Origin of the sequence: Mycolicibacter sinensis (assembly GCF_001667945.1) — a bacterium.
Classification (GTDB): domain Bacteria; phylum Actinomycetota; class Actinomycetes; order Mycobacteriales; family Mycobacteriaceae; genus Mycobacterium; species Mycobacterium sinense_B.
Map to the genome: position 1 here is coordinate 38,848 of NZ_LZJK01000020.1, position 18,557 is coordinate 57,404.

The 18,557-nt window shown below is 66.7% G+C and carries 21 protein-coding genes; 9 read left to right on the plus strand and 12 right to left on the minus strand.

Annotated elements, in window-relative coordinates; genetic code table 11:
* From A5694_RS01485 to A5694_RS01535, 11 genes are all read right to left on the minus strand, one after another.
* Window positions 1–1,371: a glycosyltransferase family 4 protein gene (locus A5694_RS01485; RefSeq protein WP_082952458.1), complete on the minus strand. Its 1,371-nt coding sequence runs from the start codon at window positions 1,369–1,371 to the stop codon at window positions 1–3.
* Window positions 1,368–2,330, minus strand: a complete 963-nt coding sequence (locus A5694_RS01490) for a GDP-L-fucose synthase family protein (RefSeq protein WP_064920173.1) — start codon at window positions 2,328–2,330, stop codon at window positions 1,368–1,370. Before A5694_RS01490 ends, A5694_RS01485 begins: the two co-directional genes overlap by 4 nt.
* A gap of 8 nt (window positions 2,331–2,338) precedes the next feature.
* Entirely contained in the window at window positions 2,339–3,361 is a 1,023-nt protein-coding gene (gene gmd / locus A5694_RS01495) for a GDP-mannose 4,6-dehydratase (protein ID WP_064920083.1), read from the minus strand.
* A gap of 58 nt (window positions 3,362–3,419) precedes the next feature.
* Entirely contained in the window at window positions 3,420–4,151 is a 732-nt protein-coding gene (locus A5694_RS01500; protein ID WP_064920084.1) for a transaldolase, read from the minus strand.
* Window positions 4,132–4,737: a D-glycero-alpha-D-manno-heptose-1,7-bisphosphate 7-phosphatase gene (locus A5694_RS01505; protein ID WP_125225552.1), complete on the minus strand. Its 606-nt coding sequence runs from the start codon at window positions 4,735–4,737 to the stop codon at window positions 4,132–4,134. Before A5694_RS01505 ends, A5694_RS01500 begins: the two co-directional genes overlap by 20 nt.
* Window positions 4,734–5,345, minus strand: a complete 612-nt coding sequence (locus A5694_RS01510; RefSeq protein WP_064920086.1) for an SIS domain-containing protein — start codon at window positions 5,343–5,345, stop codon at window positions 4,734–4,736. Before A5694_RS01510 ends, A5694_RS01505 begins: the two co-directional genes overlap by 4 nt.
* Before the next feature lie 80 nt (window positions 5,346–5,425).
* Window positions 5,426–6,946: a sugar transferase gene (locus A5694_RS01515; protein ID WP_064920087.1), complete on the minus strand. Its 1,521-nt coding sequence runs from the start codon at window positions 6,944–6,946 to the stop codon at window positions 5,426–5,428.
* A gap of 30 nt (window positions 6,947–6,976) precedes the next feature.
* A complete protein-coding gene (locus A5694_RS01520) occupies window positions 6,977–7,261 on the minus strand; it encodes a WXG100 family type VII secretion target (RefSeq protein ID WP_064920088.1) in 285 nt (94 codons plus the stop codon).
* A gap of 16 nt (window positions 7,262–7,277) precedes the next feature.
* Window positions 7,278–7,574: a WXG100 family type VII secretion target gene (locus A5694_RS01525; RefSeq protein ID WP_064920089.1), complete on the minus strand. Its 297-nt coding sequence runs from the start codon at window positions 7,572–7,574 to the stop codon at window positions 7,278–7,280.
* 53 nt (window positions 7,575–7,627) lie between these two features.
* Window positions 7,628–9,094, minus strand: a complete 1,467-nt coding sequence (locus A5694_RS01530; RefSeq protein ID WP_064920090.1) for a PPE family protein — start codon at window positions 9,092–9,094, stop codon at window positions 7,628–7,630.
* Window positions 9,095–9,112: 18 nt separating this feature from the next.
* On the minus strand, window positions 9,113–9,412 hold the full coding sequence (locus A5694_RS01535; protein ID WP_064920091.1) for a PE family protein: 300 nt from the start codon (window positions 9,410–9,412) through the stop codon (window positions 9,113–9,115).
* Between the two features lie 450 nt (window positions 9,413–9,862).
* On the opposite strand from A5694_RS01535, the gene glmU reads away from it, so the two are divergent.
* From glmU to pth, 9 genes are all read left to right on the plus strand, one after another.
* A complete protein-coding gene (gene glmU / locus A5694_RS01540; RefSeq protein ID WP_064920092.1) occupies window positions 9,863–11,371 on the plus strand; it encodes a bifunctional UDP-N-acetylglucosamine diphosphorylase/glucosamine-1-phosphate N-acetyltransferase GlmU in 1,509 nt (502 codons plus the stop codon).
* 109 nt (window positions 11,372–11,480) lie between these two features.
* Entirely contained in the window at window positions 11,481–12,461 is a 981-nt protein-coding gene (locus tag A5694_RS01545) for a ribose-phosphate diphosphokinase (RefSeq protein WP_064920093.1), read from the plus strand.
* Window positions 12,462–12,806 carry an arsenate reductase (glutaredoxin) gene (arsC, locus tag A5694_RS01550; protein ID WP_064920094.1) on the plus strand — a complete coding sequence of 115 codons (345 nt, stop codon included), beginning with the start codon at window positions 12,462–12,464 and terminating at the stop codon, window positions 12,804–12,806. It abuts the gene before it with no gap.
* The gene (locus A5694_RS01555) at window positions 12,806–13,465 is read left to right on the plus strand and encodes an LpqN/LpqT family lipoprotein (RefSeq protein WP_234786477.1); all 660 of its coding nucleotides are present in this window, start codon (window positions 12,806–12,808) and stop codon (window positions 13,463–13,465) included. The genes arsC and A5694_RS01555 overlap by 1 nt, the downstream gene beginning before the upstream one ends.
* Window positions 13,466–13,524: 59 nt before the next feature.
* The gene (locus tag A5694_RS01560) at window positions 13,525–13,893 is read left to right on the plus strand and encodes a heme-binding protein (RefSeq protein WP_064920095.1); all 369 of its coding nucleotides are present in this window, start codon (window positions 13,525–13,527) and stop codon (window positions 13,891–13,893) included.
* Window positions 13,893–14,159 carry a hypothetical protein gene (locus tag A5694_RS01565; RefSeq protein ID WP_064920096.1) on the plus strand — a complete coding sequence of 89 codons (267 nt, stop codon included), beginning with the start codon at window positions 13,893–13,895 and terminating at the stop codon, window positions 14,157–14,159. The genes A5694_RS01560 and A5694_RS01565 overlap by 1 nt, the downstream gene beginning before the upstream one ends.
* A gap of 199 nt (window positions 14,160–14,358) precedes the next feature.
* Complete coding sequence (locus A5694_RS01570; RefSeq protein WP_064920097.1) at window positions 14,359–15,231, plus strand: oxidoreductase; 873 nt, start codon at window positions 14,359–14,361, stop codon at window positions 15,229–15,231.
* A 137-nt stretch (window positions 15,232–15,368) separates the two neighbouring features.
* A complete protein-coding gene (locus A5694_RS01575) occupies window positions 15,369–16,001 on the plus strand; it encodes a 50S ribosomal protein L25/general stress protein Ctc (protein ID WP_064920098.1) in 633 nt (210 codons plus the stop codon).
* A gap of 12 nt (window positions 16,002–16,013) precedes the next feature.
* Window positions 16,014–16,598, plus strand: a complete 585-nt coding sequence (gene pth / locus A5694_RS01580) for an aminoacyl-tRNA hydrolase (protein WP_064920099.1) — start codon at window positions 16,014–16,016, stop codon at window positions 16,596–16,598.
* Window positions 16,599–16,685: 87 nt separating this feature from the next.
* Here the strand turns inward: pth and A5694_RS01585 are convergent, their stop codons facing one another.
* The gene (locus A5694_RS01585) at window positions 16,686–18,320 is read right to left on the minus strand and encodes a fatty acyl-AMP ligase (protein WP_064920100.1); all 1,635 of its coding nucleotides are present in this window, start codon (window positions 18,318–18,320) and stop codon (window positions 16,686–16,688) included.
* Window positions 18,321–18,557: the final 237 nt, after the last annotated feature.

Genomic DNA, 18,557 nt, shown 5'->3' on the forward strand with positions numbered 1-18,557 from the left:
TCAATGCCGACTTGGGCTTCCCGACGGCTGTTCGAAGCGACGCGTCACCGGATTGCGCTCAACCCCCCACGCCGGTAATACCGTCTGCCGGCGCACGGGTCGCGTCATGGGAAGGGGGGCGTCGCTGCGGCGAGCCGGCGCCGCCGCGCGCGGACCTTCGGTCAACCGGTGGCACCAAGCTTCGTAAGCGTCCAGCGCTCGTTCCCGACCCAGCAGACGCTGAGCGTAGCGCTGGCCGCAGAGACCAAGCCCTACCCCGACTTCCACGCTGTCAGCCAAACGAACAGCGGTATCGAGCAGCACCGCCGGATCGCCGGCCGAGATCACGACGCCCGCCCCCGAGTCCCGGACCTCGGCAGCGGTCACACCGTTGGCGTCGGTTGCCGCCAGGACCGGCCGGCCCGCGGAGAAGTAGGACGTCAACTTGCTCGGTACAGCCATCTGACCCACGCCCGGACGTTCGTTGACCAAGAGAACATCGGCGCACGACAACAGCTGACGATATTCATCAGCCGGTAACGGGTCCTTGAATTCAAGCCGCTGCACATCTTTGGCCGACTGTTGCAGAAGCTTGCGCTGGTTGCCGTCGCCCAACAGCACGAACCGGATGTCAACCCCGCGTTCGTCGGCCAATCGGGCCGCCGCGACCACGTTTTCCAGGCCTTGCTTCAAACCCATGTTCCCGCTGTGCAAAACGATGCGTTCCCGCGGCTGCCAACCGTGCCTCCGGCGCACCTCCGCCGGGTTCACCGCCTGTGCTGATCCGATGTGCACCCAGTTCCGTATGACGGCGATACGCCTCGGTCGCACACCCATCCTGATCGCCGCGTCCGCGAAACGGTCGTGGACGACGGCCGCGCCCGTTGCGTGGTTGAGGACAGCAGCTTCAAACCGCACCGCCAGCGCAGCCATCCGGGCGGGCATGGCACCGGTCTCGACCACGCCCATTCCGTAGAGGTCTTGGACGATAAGTCCCACCGGGATGTTGGCCGTTCTCGACCGGGCGATGACCATCGCGCTCGCGATCAGTGACGGACTCACGGTGAGAACGAGTTCCGGTTTGTTCCAGCCCGCCGACACCGCCCGCACACCGAAGGTGGCTTCCAACTTCAGCCGGTTGCGCAGTGTCGATTCGGCGGGAACGTAGTGCGCGAAACGCCGCACGACAACGCCGTCCATTGCTTTCACGGTTCCGGACAAGCCGCGGTACGCCGGGTTGACGCGCCACTGGGGATAATGCGGCAGTCCGGTGAGAACCTCGACGTCATGCCCACGCGCCGCCAGGCCGACAGCCATACCGGTCGTGTACGGGGCGATACCGGACTCCTCCGGCTCGTAATTGATACTGGCAATACAGATGCGCATGGTCATCTCCTCGCCATGTCGGCGTTTTCGCGGTACCACGCCACGGTTGCCTGGATCCCCTCACGCAGCCGGATTTCCGGTCGCCACCCGGCGTCGGTCAGCACAGAGACGTCCAACCGTTTGCACTGCATCCCGTCCGGCTTGCTGGTGTCCCACCGGGTTTGACCGCCATAGCCCACCGCGTCGGCGACGACGGCGGCGATCTCTGCGATGGTGTGGTCGACGCCGGTGCCCACATTGACGTGGTTGGGGCCGTCGAAGTGTTCCAGCAGGTACAGGCACGCACTCGCCAGGTCGTCGGCATGCAGCAGCTCCCGCCGTGGGTTTCCGCTGCCCCAGTTCGTCACCTCCGGAGCACCACTGGCTCGGGCTTCTTCATACCGGCGAATGAGGGCCGGCACCAGATGTGAGCCGACGCGGGAGAAGTTGTCGCCGGGGCCATAGAGGTTGGTCGGCATCGCCGAGATCCACGACAGGCCGTATTGACGTCTGACGGCCTGCACTTGAAGGATTCCGGCGATCTTGGCGATTGCGTAGGCGTCGTTGGTCGGCTCCAGGGGCCCGGTGAGCAGCGCGCTCTCGGTGATGGGCTGCCGGGTGTGTTTCGGGTAGATGCAGGAGGAGCCGAGAAACAGCAGGCGCGGCACCCGCGCGGCGACTGCTGCGTCGAGCAGGTTGAGCTGGATCTGCAGGTTCTCCGATAGGAAGTCGGCGGGATAGGTGTTGTTCGCCATGATGCCACCGACTTTGGCCGCGGCGGCGATGACGAGTTGAGGCTTTGACCCGACGATGAAGTCAAATGTCGCGGCCCGATTCGTCAGGTCGAGTTCGTCGTGCGATCGCAGGACAATGTTGGTGAATCCCGCTTTTTGGAACCTGCGCAACAGGGCGGAGCCCGCCAGCCCACGGTGCCCGGCGATGTAAACCGGGGAAGCACGGTCGAGGGGACGCGGTGATGTACTCATTGGGCTGCTCATGTCCGCAGGGCGAGCGTAGGCTTGTCAATCCATGGCTGGCCCGCGCACTCCAGGGCGGCAATGTCGGCATCCACCATGATCTGTGCCAGCTCGGCGGTGTGTGTGGAGGCCGTCCACCCCAGCGTTTTCGCCGCCTTGGTGGGGTCACCGATCAGCGAATCCACCTCGCTGGGCCGCAGGTAGCGTTCGTCGAATCTGACGTGCTTCTGCCAATCGAGTCCGGCGTAGTCGAATGCGGCCTGGATGAAATCGCTTACGCTGTAGCCGAACCCGGTGGCGAGAACGTAGTCGTCGGGGGTGGGGGCCTGCAGCATCCGCCACATTCCTTCGACATATTCCGGGGCGTACCCCCAGTCACGAACAGCGGAGAGGTTGCCCATGTAGAGGTGGGACTGTATGCCGGCTTTGATGCACGCGGCGGCTCGGGTGATCTTGCGGGTCACGAAGGTCTCGCCGCGCCGGGGTGACTCGTGGTTGAACAAGATGCCGTTGACTGCGAACAGGCCGTACGCTTCCCGGTAGTTGCGGGTCACCCAGTACGAGTACACCTTTGCTGCGCCGTATGGTGACCGCGGATAGAAGGGGGTTTCCTCGTTCTGTGGTGGCGGCGATGCGCCGAACATCTCCGATGAGGACGCCTGGTAGAAGCGGCATCCCACTTTCGAAATGCGGACGGCTTCCAGTAGTCGCATGGACCCCATACCCGTGGTGTCGCCGGTGTGCACCGGTTCGTCGAAGCTGACTCGCACGTGGGACTGCGCCGCGAGGTTGTACACCTCGTCCGGCTCGATGGTGGTCAGCAAGGTCACCAGGCGGGCACCGTCGGTGAGATCGCTGTAGTGCAAGAACAGCCTTGCGCCAGGCTCGTGCGGATCCACGTAGAGGTGGTCGATCCGCGACGTGTTGAGCGTCGAGGACCGACGGACGAGCCCGTGGACTTCGTAACCTTTGCTCAACAGCAATTCGGCGAGATAGGAGCCGTCTTGACCGGTGATCCCGGTGATCAGCGCTCGTTTCACGGGATTGCCACCTCCTTCGCGCGCCGGATATTCGAGGGTCTCCGAGGGGGGCGGGGCCTCAGATGTAGACATCGCTGTGCGTCCGCAGCGAGAACCCGGCCTGTTGGGCGTCGTTGTAGAACATCTGGACCGTTTCCAGGGACAGCTGCGCCAGGTCCTTGCCGAGCATCGGCAGCTTCTTGAGGATGTCGGGCGTCACAGTGATGACGTGGCAGCCCATCTGGTCGGCCTGAACGAGATTGAGCAGCTCACGCGGACTCGCCCACAGCAGCTTCGCTTTAGGCCGGTGCTTGAGGATCTGCAATGCCTCCTTCATCAGCGGCACCGGGTCCACGCCGGTGTCCGCGATGCGCCCGGCGAAGACGGACACGATGGCCGGCACGTCCGGGTGCAGCTCGCCGGCGATCTCCCACACCTGGTCTACGGTCAACAGCGCAGTCACGTTCAGCTTGATGTGGTCCATCGCCAAGGTGCGGATGAGCCCGGCCGCGGAGACGCCTGCTGTATTGGTGACAGGGATCTTGACGTAAACGTTGGGCCCCCACGAGGCGATGGAACGCGCTTGCCGGTCCATCTCATCGAAATCGTCGGAGAACACCTCGAAGGAGATCGGCAGGTGCTTGATGTGTGCCAGCACATTTGACGCGAAGGCTTCGTAGTCCGTCACACCGGCCTTGCGCATCAGCGTCGGGTTGGTCGTGAAGCCTTTGATGTAGGGCTGCTCGAGCGCGGCCAGCATCTCGTTCACATCGGCGCCATCAGCGTAGATGTCAATCGTCAGTGGGGCCATTGTCCCCACCCCCCTTCCAATGGATGATCAGGTCCACAGCTTGTGACAATGCGGACACGGTGATGTCGGGCCGTGAACAACCTCGCTTCGCAGCCGAATGAGCGTTCATCACAAGCGCGGTCTTGCAGCCGACACTGCGGCCGCATTCCACGTCGGTGTCCTGATCCCCCACCATCCACGACGCGGCCAAATCGACGCCGCGCTCGCGGGCGGCCTTCAGCAGAAAGTACGGCATTGGCTTGCGGCACAGGCAGTTTCCCGAATACCCCGGTACAATTCCGTGCGGGTGGTGGTAGCAGTAGAAGTACTCGCCGAAGGCGATTCCGTTCGCGCTCAGCGATCCCTCCAGCCGGCGGTGGACGCCCTGGATGTTCTCTAGTGTGGTCTTACCCTTGGCATAGCTGGGCTGGTTCGACACCACGAACAGCGCGAATCCGGCGCCCGCCAAACGTCGCAGCGCCGGAATAACGCCGTCGATCATGACCAGGTCCTCTGGAGCGTGCGGGGACTCGTACTCGCCCGTTTTCGGGTTGAAGATCAACTCGTTCAACACTCCGTCGCGGTCCAGGAAGACGGCCGCGGTCATCTGGTCGACTCCCACTTCATTTCGTAGGCCTTCATGCCCGGGTGGGAGACGATCAGGTGCCAGACCACCGCTTGCCAGGACTCGGCATGAGGCGTCACGGTTTCGGGGCTCATCGTGGGGATAACCAGGCAGGCGTCGGCCTGCTGCGCGGTGTATCCACCGTCGCGGCCCACGATGCCCAGGACTGTTGCGCCGGTTTCTTTGGCGTGCCGCACCGCGTGGACGATGTTGCCGCTGATGTTCTTTTCCAGATCGCCGCCACCGACGGAGAACACCAATACCGCGTCGCCGGCGCCAAGGCGGCTGCCCTTCAGCCAATTGACGAAGCAGCTGTCCCAGCCGTCGTCGTTGACCCGAGCGGTCAACTCCGACACGTTGTCGGTGGGTGCATAGGCTTCCATGCCGCAGATCTTGCGAAAGTCATTGACTGCATGTCCGGCGTTACCGGCGCTGCCGCCCACGCCCAGGATGAACAACCGTCCCCCGCCTTCCCGGACGCCGCGCAGCAACTCGATCATCTGGTCGATCTTGGCCGGATCAACCAGTGCGGCAATCTTGTTCACCTCCTCCAGATACTGGGTGGTGTAGGCGGAAGCGACGGTACTCATGATCGGCGCGCCTTAGCCTGGCGAAGAACACGGTTACGGTTCACCTGACACCTCGATTCCTTGTGTTTCCAATGCGGCGCTCAATATGCGCCCGACGCACGGCCGATCGCGCTGACGGTCTTCACAGCGATCACCAGATCGCTGAGCATCGACCAGTTCTCCACGTAGGAAAGGTCCAACCGCACCGAATCCTCCCAAGACAGGTCGGATCGACCGCTTATCTGCCACAGTCCGGTGATGCCCGGACGCACCAGAAGCCGGCGACGAACCCGCTGGTCGTAGGTGGCGACCTCGCGGGGCAACGGCGGCCGGGGGCCGACTACGCTCATCTCTCCCCGGAGCACGTTGATGAACTGCGGGAGTTCGTCGATGCTGTACCGGCGCAGGACCCTGCCTACCCGGGTGACTCTGGGATCGTTACGGATTTTGAACAGCACGCCGCCCACGCTGTCGTTGAGGTCGACCAACTGCGCCAGCTGGCGGTCTGCATCGACAACCATGGTGCGGAACTTGATCATTCGGAATGGCAAACCGTCCAGACCGGTCCGCTCGGAAAGATAGAAGACCGGCCCGGGGCTGGTCACCTTCACGGCCACGGCGGCAACGATCAGGATCGGCCCGGCGGCAAGCAGCGCCAGCAGAGCGAAGCACACGTCGAATAGGCGCTTCTGAAATCGCTTGGCGCCCTGGTACTGCGGCTTGTCGACGTGGATCAGCGGGAGGTCGGCCACGGGGCGCACCGTCAGTCGTGGGCCGGCCACATCGACGATCCCCGGCGAGACGACCAGGTCGACGTCGAGCTTCTCCAATTGCCACGACAGGTCGCGGATCCCGTCCGGCCCCAGCACTGCCGCCGAGGTCAACGCGACGGTGTCAGCCTGCGACGCCGCGATCGCGTGGCGGATGTCGTCTTCGTAGGGAAACACCCGCAGCCGCCCGAGATCCGGGACGACGAGTTCACCGCCTTGCGGGCCGCCGGGTGTACAAACCCCGACCACGGCGTAGCCATCGGCCGGATGCCGCGTCAGCGACCGTGCGAGGGCGGTGACCGATCGAAGCTCTCCGACCGCGAGCACGGCAGTCAGGAAGCGCCCGCGGCGACGCTGCGCCGACACGTACGCGCGGGCCAGCCGGCGGTTGACGGACAGCGCGACAAAACCGAGCGGAAACGCGATCGCCAGATAACCGCGGGCAATGTCCAGCTTGAACAGGGTGGAGACGACGGCGAGGACTCCGAAAACCGACAAGGTGGCCGTCCACACCCGGCGGAACTCCTCGGGCCCGGCTCCGATCACTTGCGGCGCACGGGTGTGATAGATCGCCAGACCCACAGCCCACGCGAAGACGATCAGTACCGAGACCCCCGAGTAAGCCACGGAACCGTAGCCCGCCCACAAACTCCCGCTCGTCACCGTTCCGAACCGCACGATCTGTGCCAGCGCTACGACGCCGCTCAACACGCTGACGTCAGAGGCCAGAAGCCAATCGGCGTAACGATGTTGCCACCGCGCACGAAGGGACCTCGGCGTCGCAGGCAGCGTCGCAATCGGGTCGGAGACCGCTACCGGTGCCGAGCGGAGTGCGGTTACCTGAGCGGTCATGGCATGCCTGCGCTTCCACCGGGGATGCTCTCAGGCCCAGCTGGACCCGACGGCGGAGTCGGTGGCGGCCATGTTGTTGCCTGCCGTCTGCACCTTTTGGCCGTGGGCGTTGGCCTGCTCGTAGATCACCTGGAAGTTGCGCCCGAGCTGGGTGATGAACTCCTGGCAAGCCACCGAACCCGCACCGCCCCAGAAATCCCCGGCCGCCAATACATCATGGATGATTGCTTGGTGTTCGGCCTCCAAGGACGCCGCCTGGGCACGAATCAACGCCCCATGGGCATCGACGTCACCGAATTGGTAGTTGATAGACATCGCTCGACGCCCTTTCCTAGCTGCTCAAGATCTGCTGCGAGGCCGCTTCTTGCGTCTCGTAGTGGTTTGCATCGCGAATCAATCCGTCGCGCACGCCGTGCAGCATGGTCACGATGTTGCGAAACGCGGTCTGCATCTGGCCCATGGTGTCGTAAGAGGTGCGCTCGGCGAGCCCTCCCCACCCGACGCCGGAGATGTTGGTCGACGACGCCCACATCCTGCGAGCCTCGTCCTCCACAGTCGCAGCGTGCACATCGAACCGACCCGCCATGTCCCGCATGGCGTTCGGGTCCGTCATAAAACGACTAGGCATTTTCGGTGACCTCCGTGTTGAATACTTGCGCTGGGGCCAAAGGCCTTGGCCCGTTATATGACCGCCGGTTCGTGTCCATTGACCGGCAAATACACGACCGCACACCGGTATCCAGGTGGCGGCTTGCCGTATCCGGCGGGAACCGGAGTTTCGGCGGCCAACGCTTCGACCGGCTCAGCCGGGTACCCCGCGGCCGGTGAACCGCCGAGCACCTTCAGGCGTGGCATGTATTTGGCAGCGACCGGGTCGGTGCCGGCCGCAGCGCCCACGGTTCCGGCCCGTGGTAGCCCGCCGAAGATGAGCGGCGCACCCATGCCGCCCATACCGCCGCCGAATTCGCCAGCCGACAACGCCATCGGGGCTGTGGCGGAAGCCAATGTCCCCACCGGAGCCGCCGCGGCCCAGCCCCAGGTCTGCGGCACCGACAACGCCCCGATCGAGGCCGCTCGACCGATGCCCGCCAAAGTCCCCAGGCTTGCACCGAACCCGGACCCCATCACGCCCCCGGCGGCCGCCGCCCCCATCGCCGCACCTGCCGACGCACCCGCCGATGCGCCCGCTGCGGTCGCCGCGTCCGCTAGTGAGGCCAAAGAGGGCAGTCCCCCAGCGCCCGCAGCGCCGGTTAGGGAGGCCAGGGCTGCCGGATTCATCATCGGGCCCAACGCCTGAACCGCCATAAACAGGCCGAAAAACCCTGGCAGGTAAGCATACTCGGAGAACAGCGTGCCCATGATGCTTCCCGCGTCAAGCCCGCCGAAGGGCGAGGTCACGGTCGAGGCCGTGGTCGACGCAGTAGACCCGCCCGAACCCAACGCATTCGCCAACTGGGTCAGCAGCCCCGACAACCCCGAGCCGGACGACGCCGTGGACGCTGCAGGAGATGCGAGGCTTTGCAGCGTGGTGGGCACCAGTTGGGACAGCGTCCCCTGTGCGGTACCGGCAGAGACACCGGCGGCCTGGGCGACCGAGGCGCTTTGCAGGCCCGGCCCCGCCGGGTTGGCCGGCGACGGCGGTGAGGTGAACGTCGTCAACCTCGTAGCGGCAGCTGAGCTTCCGGCGTAGCCGTACATCGCCGCGGCATCCTGCGCCCACATTTCGGCATACTGGGCTTCAGTGGCCGCGATCGCCGGGGTGTTCTGGCCGAAGAAATTCGTTGCGACCAGCGCCATCAGCAACGCCCGGTTGGCCGCGATCACCGGCGGTGGCACCGTCATCGCGAACGCCGCCGCATGGGCGGCTGCGGCCGCCTTCGCCTGCGTGGCCGCCTCTTCGGCCTGCAGGGAAGTGGCGTTCATCCATGTGACATACGGCGCGGTCGCCGCCGCCATCGCCATCGCTGACGGACCCAGCCATTGCCCGTCGGTCAACTCCGAGACCATTGATCCGTAAGCCGAGCCGGCCGACTGCAATTCGACGGCCAAACCATCCCAAGCCGACGCGGCGGCCAGCATCGATCCCGACCCCGGTCCGGCATACATGCGCGCGGAATTGAACTCCGGCGGGAACGCTCCGTAATCCATGGCTGGGCCTCGGCATGCTTAGGTCGACGCGGCCGCGTTGGCCGCCTCGGTGAGGGCATAGGAATCGGCGCTGATACCCAGTGTGTGCACGAGCATTTCGTGGATCGCTGCGGCCTGGGCACTGACCGCCTGGTACATCTCGGCGTGTGCGGCGAACTGAGCGGCCGTCAGCGCCGATACCTCGTCGGCGGCCGCGGGCACCACCCCGGTCGTGGGTGCGGCTGCGGCGGCATTTTCGGCCGTCATCGCCGAGCCGACGTTCTGCAAGTTGCCGGCCGCGAACGCCAGCGCCTCCGGCTGTGTGGTCACAAACGACATGTGCTTCTCCTAACGGTTCCTAACGGTTCTGCCGTTGCACGCCTTTGTGTTGCGCAGGACAAAATCTCAAGAAGCTGGTTCAGTGAGCGGGCAGGAACGCGCACACGGCGGGTACCTGGCCGCCTTGAGCGTCTGCCGCGGCCCGGGCAAGCAGGGGCGTCTCCCCGCGTGGTCGCCAGGTCCGCGTAAACAGCGCATTGGCCATGGATGATTTCTAGACCCGACAGCGCCGAGGCGCTAGGGTACTCGGCTACGCTAATGACTCCGGAGCGGTACTCGACCAACGCGGTAGCACTACTCGGCCCAGTCGATCCGCCACCTCTGTCGCTGAGCACGACAGGTGCGGCGACGACTTTGCTACGACGGTACGGCGATGAAACGCTTAGCGAGGTGGCGCCGTACCAACGCGCACCGCAATCATGCATAGTCGCGGCGAAGAGGTGGGGCTCGATGGAATCACACGACGACACCGTGGTCCTGGTGCTGGCCGCCGGCGCCGGCACGCGGATGGTCTCCGACACCCCCAAGGTGCTGCACACCCTCGGCGGGCGCAGCATGCTGTCGCACTGCCTGCGTGCAGCCGCCGGGATCAGTCCCCGCCACCTGGTGGTGGTGCTGGGCCACGCCCACGAACGCATCGCCGGTACGGTCGCCGAGCTGGCGCAGGCCCTGGATTGCCGCATCGACATCGCCCGGCAAGACCAGCAGCTGGGCACCGGGCACGCGGTGCTGTGCGGCCTGTCGGCCCTGCCGCAAGACTTCGCCGGCACCGTCGTCGTCACCTCCGGTGACATTCCGTTGCTGGACAGCGCCACGTTGGCGGCGCTGGTGGACAGCCACCGCAGCGCCCCGGCCGCGGTCACGGTGCTGACCACGACGCTGGCCGACCCCACGGGTTACGGGCGCATCCTGCGGGAGCGCGACGGCGCGGAGAACCCCGTGACCGCGATCGTCGAACAGGCCGACGCCACCGAATCCCAGCGCGAGATCCGCGAGGTCAACGCCGGGGTGTACGCGTTCGACATCACCGCACTGCGCTCAGCGCTGGGCCGGCTCGGCTCGGACAACGCCCAGCATGAGCTGTACCTGACCGACGTGATCGGCATCGTGCGCGGCGACGGCCAGGCGGTGCACGCCCGTCACGTCGACGACGCCGCCTTGGTGGCCGGGGTCAACGACCGGGTGCAGCTGGCCGAGTTGGCCGCCGAACTCAACCGCCGGCTGATCGCCGCCCATCAGCGGGCCGGTGTCACGATCCTCGACCCCGCCACCACCTGGATCGACATGGACGTGACCATCGGGCGCGACACCACCGTCGCACCCGGAACCCAGCTGCTGGGCAATACCCGCATCGGCACGCACTGCGCAATCGGGCCGGACAGCACGCTGACCGACGTCACGGTGGGCGACGGCGCCTCGGTGATCCGCAGCCACGCCGCCTCGTCGTCGATCGGGGCTGGGGCGACGGTCGGCCCGTTCAGCTATCTGCGGCCCGGCACCGCGCTGGGCGCCGACGCCAAACTGGGCGCGTTCGTCGAGACCAAGAACTCCACCATCGGCACCGGGACCAAGGTCCCGCACCTGACCTACGTCGGCGACGCCGACATCGGCGAGCACTCCAACATCGGCGCCTCCAGTGTCTTCGTCAACTACGACGGCCAGACCAAGCGGCGGACCAGGGTCGGCTCGCACGTGCGCACCGGCTCGGACACCATGTTCGTGGCGCCGGTCACCATCGGCGACGGCGCCTACACCGGCGCCGGGACCGTGGTGCGCGACGATGTGCCGCCGGGTGCGCTGGCGGTGTCGGCCGGCCCGCAGCGCAATATCGAGAACTGGGTACAGCACAAGCGGCCCGGCAGCCCGGCCGCCGCGGCGGCCGAGAAAGCCCAGGCGGCCGGTGGTCCCGGCGCAGCTCAGCCGCTGGAACCGCCGGACGAACCCGGCGAACCATCGTGAGGTTGGTCGCGTTGAGGCAGCCCGAGGCGAAATCACACGTCGGGCTACGTACCATAAGGCCCGAGTTAACTCGACCATTTTCCAAAATCTCCGACGGCGGGGGCAGCACGTGAGCCACGAGTGGACAGACAACCGCAAAAACCTGATGCTCTTCGCTGGTCGCTCGCACCCGGAGTTGGCTGATCAGGTCGCCAAAGAACTGGACGTCCCGGTCACCGCGCAGACCGCCCGTGACTTTGCCAACGGCGAGATCTTCGTGCGTTTCGAGGAGTCGGTACGCGGCTGCGATGCCTTCGTGCTGCAGTCGCATCCGGCGCCGCTGAACCAGTGGCTGATGGAACAGCTGATCATGATCGACGCGCTCAAGCGAGGCAGCGCCAAGCGGATCACCGCGATCCTGCCCTTCTACCCCTACGCTCGCCAGGACAAGAAACACCGTGGCCGCGAGCCGATTTCGGCTCGCCTGGTGGCCGACCTGCTCAAGACGGCCGGCGCTGACCGGATCGTCACGGTGGACTTGCACACTGACCAGATCCAGGGGTTCTTCGACGGCCCGGTCGATCACATGCGCGCCCAGCCGCTGCTGATCGGCTATATCAAGGAAAACTACGGCAACTCCGACGTCGTGGTGGTCTCCCCCGACTCCGGCCGGGTGCGCATCGCCGAGAAGTGGGCGGACTCCCTGGGCGGGGTGCCGCTGGCCTTCATTCACAAGACCCGCGACCCGCTGGTGCCCAACCAGGTGAAGTCCAACCGTGTCGTCGGTGAAGTGCAGGGCAAGACCTGCGTGCTGATCGACGACATGATCGACACCGGCGGCACCATCGCGGCGGCGGTGAACCTGCTGCGTGAGGACGGCGCCAAGGACGTCGTCATCGCCGCCACCCACGGGGTGTTGAGCGACCCGGCGGCCGAGCGACTGGCGGCCTCCGGCGCCTGCGAGGTGATCGTCACCAACACCTTGCCGATCACCGAGGACAAGGTGTTCCCGCAGCTGACCGTGCTCTCGATCGCCCCGCTGCTGGCCAGCACTATCCGGGCGGTATTCGAAAACGGCTCGGTCACTGGACTTTTCGACGGAGACGCCTAAATGACCGACGGGACCATCTACCACAACCCGCGCTGCTCCACCTCCCGCAAGACGCTGGAACTGCTGCGCGACAACGGTATCGAGCCGACGATCGTGGAGTACCTGAAGACCCCGCCGTCGCGCGCGGAGCTGGCGGAGATGATCCGCGCTGCAGGCATTGGTGTGCGCGACGCGGTGCGCACCGGCGAGGCGGTGTATGCCGAACTGAACCTGGCTGACGCTTCTGACGACGAGCTGCTCGACGCGATGGCCGCCCATCCCATTCTGATCCAGCGGCCGTTCGTCGTCACCGACAACGGAACCCGGCTGGCTCGCCCGATAGACGCGGTCCGCGAGATCCTGTGATCCGCCGGTGGGCCCTGGCGTGCACCGCGGCGCTGGCGTGCACGGCACTGGCGGGTGCGGCGACCGGATGCGGCACCAAAACACCTGACTACCAGTCGATCTGGGCCAACGGCAGCACCGCCACCACATCGGAGGAGCCGCAGGCCCCGGTGACGGTGGGACGTTATCTGGAAGATCAGGGGGTGGCCGCCGAGGCGGTGGCGCCCAACGCCCCGACCGACCTGACCGTGTCGATTCCGACACCACCGGGCTGGACGAAAAAGGAGAGTCCGACGTTGCCGCCGACCACACTGGTTATCGGCAAAGGCGAGAAGTTTCCGCGGGCGATTTTGAGCGTGGTCAAGCTCACCGGGAACTTCGATTCACACGAGGCCATCAAGCATGGGGTGGTCGACGCCCAACTCTCACCGAACTTCCGGCTGCTGGACGCCTCCAACGAGGACTACCAGGGCTTTCCGTCGTCGATGGTGCAGGGCACCTACGACATGAACGGTCAGCGGCTGCACAGCTGGTTCCGGATGGTCATCGCCACCGGGTCGGCGCCGGCCGACCAACGCTACCTGGTGCAGCTGGCGGTCACCGGTCTCAATGACGAGGCGCCCAAACAGGCCGCCGACGTCGAGGCGATCATGAACGGATTCACCGTCGCGGCCAAGTGATCCCGCACCGGCGCCGGGTCTTGCTAGAGTGCGACGCACCCGCTGAAGGGAGTTCGGCCATGTCCCTTGTCCCCCTGTCATCGCTGGGCCTTACGGGCGTCGGCGTCGCTGCCGTCGCTACCAGCCTGCTGGCGCCGGCCACGGCGCTGGCAGACCCGCAGCCGGGCTGCACGGCCGCCGATATGGCCAACGTGGCCACCGGCGTCGCCGCCTCGACGTCGGGTTACCTCTACGCCCATCCGGACGTCAACGAGTTCTACACCGGCCTGCACAACCGGCCCGACGACGAGGTGCCCGAAGCGGTCCGCAGCTTCTTCGCCGACAACCCGCAGGCCCACTCCGACCTGCTGGGGCTGCGCCAGCCGCTGACCGACTTCCGCGCCCGCTGCGGATTGCCCCAGCCCGAGCGCCCGCTGCTGGACCAGTGATGGCTCGCCGGATCTGGGCCGTCGCGGCGCTGGCCCTGACCAGCCTGCCCGGCACCGTGGTCGTGTTCACACCGGCCGGAACCGCCGGCGCCCAGGGTTGCATCGGCGTGGGCCGCCGCGTGTATGTCAGCGGATGCGCCGACCCGGCTCCCCCGCCGGCCTACTACGCGCCGCTGCCCGAGGACGTGCCACCACCCCCACCGCCGCCGATCAATACCTGCGTGGGCTACAACGGCCGTTGGGTGCACGCCAACAACTGCAACTAAGCCTGCGCGGCTAGCTCCTCACCGCCTTCGGCGGTGTCCCTCGGGGCGGGCTGCCCGTTGGATTTCTGGCCCGCGCGGGGGGCTGGTTCTGCACCGAGACGGTGATTCCGCCGTCACGGGTCAGCTCCGGCGAGTTGACCGGCGGCGAGTCCAGCATGGGCAAGCTGGCGGGGTCGGGCGCCTCGTTAGAGTGTCAGCCATGCCCTCCTGGTCCGCCACCGATCTGCCGTCGTTCGCCGGCCGGTCCGTCATCGTCACCGGCGCCAACAGCGGCTTGGGTGCGGTGACCGCACGCGAATTGGCCCGAGCCGGCGCCAGCGTCACCTTGGCGGTGCGCGACACCGCCAAGGGCCGGGCCGCGGCGGCGGGCATGCCCGGCGACGTGACTGTTCGTGCCCTGGATTTGGCGGACCTGTCCTCGGTGCGGCGGTTCGCCGAGGACACCGCGCGAGTTGATGTGCTGATCAACAACGCAGGCATCATGGCGGTGCCCTACACCAAGACCGTCGACGGTTTCGAGAGTCAGATCGGCACCAATCACCTGGGTCATTTCGCGCTGACCAACCTGCTGTTGCCCAAAATCACCGACCGGGTGGTGACGGTGTCGTCGGCCATGCACCGGATGGGCTACCTCAGCCTCGAGGACCTGAACTGGGAGTCCCGGCGGTATTCGGCGTGGTCGGCCTACGGCCAGTCCAAGCTGGCCAATCTGCTGTTCACCAGCGAACTGCAACGCCGGCTCGTGGCGGCGGGTTCACCCCTGCGCGCGCTGGCCGCCCATCCGGGGTATTCGAGCACCAACCTGCAGGGCCAGACCGGCAAGCGGATCGGCGACCTGGTGATGCGCACCTTCGGCAACGGCCTGTTGGCCACCAGCCCCGATTTCGGGGCGCGCCAGACCCTGTACGCGGCGTCGCAGGACCTGTCCGGCAACACCTTCATCGGTCCGCGCTTCGGCATCGTCGGCCGCAGCGGGCCGGTGGGTCGCAGTCGGCCGGCCAAGCGCGGCTCCACCGCTGCCGGGCTGTGGGAGCGCTCCGAGCAGCTCACCGGGGTGCAATTTCCGCTCTGAGGTGCTGATGCGCTAGCCTGACCAGGCGTCACGGCGAGGGTGGCCCGTTCCGGCCGCCGTTATCGGCGAGGACCTCCTAGATGGTTGTCGCGATCTGGCCGTGCCTCATGCATGCCGTAGCAACCGTAGGAGTAACAATGGCCAAGGCCCCGACCAGCAACCAGCTCACCGTCTCGGTGCGGACCGAGACCGGCAAGGGCGCCTCCCGGCGGGCCCGTCGTCAGGGCAAGGTCCCCGCGGTCCTCTACGGTCACGGCACCGAGCCGCAGCACCTGGAGCTGCCGGCCCACGACTACGCGGCCGTGTTGCGGCACTCCGGCACCAACGCGGTGCTCGCCCTCGACATCGACGGCAAGGAGCAGCTGGCGCTGACCAAGGCGCTGGACATCCACCCGATCCGTCGCACCATCCAGCACGCCGACCTGCTGGTCGTCAAGCGCGGTGAGAAGGTCGTCGTCGAGGTCAACGTCGTCGTCGAGGGCGAACCGTTCCCCGGGACCCTCGTCACCCAGGATGCCACCGCGGTGGAGATCGAGGCCGAGGCGCTGTCGATTCCCGAACAGCTGACGCTGTCGATCGAGGGCGCCGAAGCCGGCACCCAGTTCACCGCCGGCGGCCTCGAGCTGCCCAAGGGCGTGAGCCTGATCTCGGACCCGGAGCTGCTGCTGGTCAACGTGATCGAGGCGCCGGCCGCCGAGGAGCCGGCCGAGGCGGCGGGTGAGGAAGCCGGCGCGGAGGCCGGCGAGGGCGCGGCCGCCGAGGCCGAGTAGACCGAGCGCGGCGTGGCCGAGTCACCGCCGATACTGGTGGTCGGCCTGGGCAACCCGGGCCCCAACTATGCCCGCACCCGACACAACATGGGCTTCATGGTCGTCGACCTGCTCGCCGAGCGGATCGGGTCCGCGTTCAAGCTGCACAAGAAGTCGGGTGCCGACATCGCCACCGGGCGGCTCAGCGGGCAGCCGGTGGTGCTGGCCCGCCCGCGCTGCTACATGAACGAATCCGGGCGCCAGGTGGGGCCGTTGGCCAAGTTCTATTCGGTGCCGCCGGGCGGCCTGGTGGTGATCCACGACGATCTCGACTTGGATTTCGGCCGGATCCGGCTCAAGCAGGGCGGCGGCGAAGGCGGCCACAACGGGCTGCGTTCGATCGCAACGGTGTTGGGCAGCAAGGATTTTCAGCGGGTTCGCCTGGGCATCGGCCGGCCGCCCGGACGTCAGGATCCAGCAGCGTTCGTGCTGCAGGCGTTCGGTGCGCGAGAGCGCGAGCAGGTGCCGACGATCTGTGAGCAGGCGGCCGACGCCACCGAGTTGCTGATCGAGTTGGGATTGGAGCCGGCGCAGAACCTCGTGCACGCTTGGGGCTAACCCTTTTCCGCCGAGCGTGAAGTTGCGTTCACGTTCGGGCGCGAGCGTGAACCCAACTTCACGCTCGCGGGGCGGGGGAAGCCGGGGCTAGGTGACCAGGGCCACCGAGTTGGCCCGGCGCAGCTTGCCCGACGGGGTCTTGGGGATGCTGCCCGGCCCGAGCACCACCACATTGCGGGGCCGCATGTCAACTTCGGTGACCACCTCGTGGGCCACCTGATGCTCGATCCGGCGTACCTCGGCCGGATCCTGCCAGGCATTGGACTCCACCGCGACCGCGAACGTCTCTCGCGAGTGCCCGGCGTCCAGGCGCACCGCCACCGCACAGCCCGGCCGCACGCCTTCCACGCGGCCCGCGGCCCGTTCGATGTCGGTCGGGTAGATGTTGCGGCCGGCCATGATGATGACGTCCTTGACCCGGCCGCACACCACGACGTGACCGTTCTCCATCTGGTAGCCCAGGTCGCCCGTGTCGTACCAGCCGTGCTCGTCCTGCGCCGGCAGGAAGCCGGCCATGGTCAGATAACCCGGGGTCACCGGCTCGCCGCGCAGTTGGATCACGCCGACGCCGCGCGGCGGCAGCGAATTGCCGTGCTCGTCGACGATCCGGATCTCGATGCCCTCCAGCAGCGGCCCCAGGGAGGCCAGCCGCCGGGTGTTGCCCTTGGTGGCCGGCACCGCGCGGCGCAGGGCGGCCAGCAGGTCGGCATCGACCTCGTCGACCACCAGTCCCGCGCCGCATTTGGAGAACGACACCGCCAGCACCGTCTCGGCCATACCGTAGGCCGGCAGGATCGCCGACGGCTTGAGGCCGAACGGCCTACCCGCGTCGATGAGGTCCTCGACGTCGGCCGGCTCGACCGGTTCCGCGCCCGACAGCGCGAACCGCAGCGTGGACAGGTCGAACTGCCCCGGTGTGGCCTGCTTGCGCAGCCGCTTGGCGAACAGCGCGTAGGCGAAGTTCGGGGCCGCGGTCATGGTGCCCTTGTACTTGTCGATCAGCTTGGCCCACAGCAGCGTGTCGCGCAGGAAGTCCATCGGGGTGATCTTGACCAGCTCGGCGCCGAAGTACATCGGCACCGTCAAAAAGCCGATCATGCCCATGTCGTGGAAGCACGGCAGCCAGCTCACCATGACGTCCTTCTCGACGTCGTACTCGGCGCTGACGAACATCGCCTCGGCGTTGGAGTAGATGTTGCGGTGGGTGATCTGCACGGCCTTCGGAGACCCGGTGGAACCGGACGTCAGCTGCATCAGCGCCAGATCGTCCTCACCGGCCTCCACGGGGTCGATCGGGTCGGCGGCCAGCAGCTCGGCGACGGTCAGGACCTTGAGCCCCTTCTCCTGCAGCACCGGCATCGCGGCCAGGAACGGATCGGAGATGATCACCGCCTTGGCGTCGATCATGTCGACGACGGTCATGGTGTCTTCGGCCCAGACCGCCAAGTCGGTGCGCGGGGTGGGCTGGTGCAGCATGGTCAGGCTAGCGGCGCGGATCCACACGCCCTGCGCGGTGGGGGCGATTTCGACCGGGGCGCCGGCCAGCACACCGACCGCGTCGCCCGGCCCGACGCCGGCCGCGGCCAAACCGCCGGCGATGCGGCGCGCGCGCTCGTGGACCTCGCCCCAGGTGTGCCGGACCGGGTGGTGCGGCTCACCGGTGACCATGCCCTTGGTGGATTCGCGGGCGCTGCGGAACATGTTGTCGGTAAACCTGCTCACGACGGCCTCCTAGCCGGCACCGGTACTTTGCCAACGGGCTGAAATTTCATGTTCCACCTGCTGGAGACCACTTGGCGAGAGGCGCGCGACACAAATAGGTGGCGGTTGCATCTCGATACCGTAATGTGCGGCCCACCAGCTCGGCGTTGCGTCTGGTTGGCGGGAACGTCCTGGCCGCGATTAGTCACCGCGCTGTATCTTAAACTCCTCTTAATCGAGGGGCAAATCCGGCGCCCG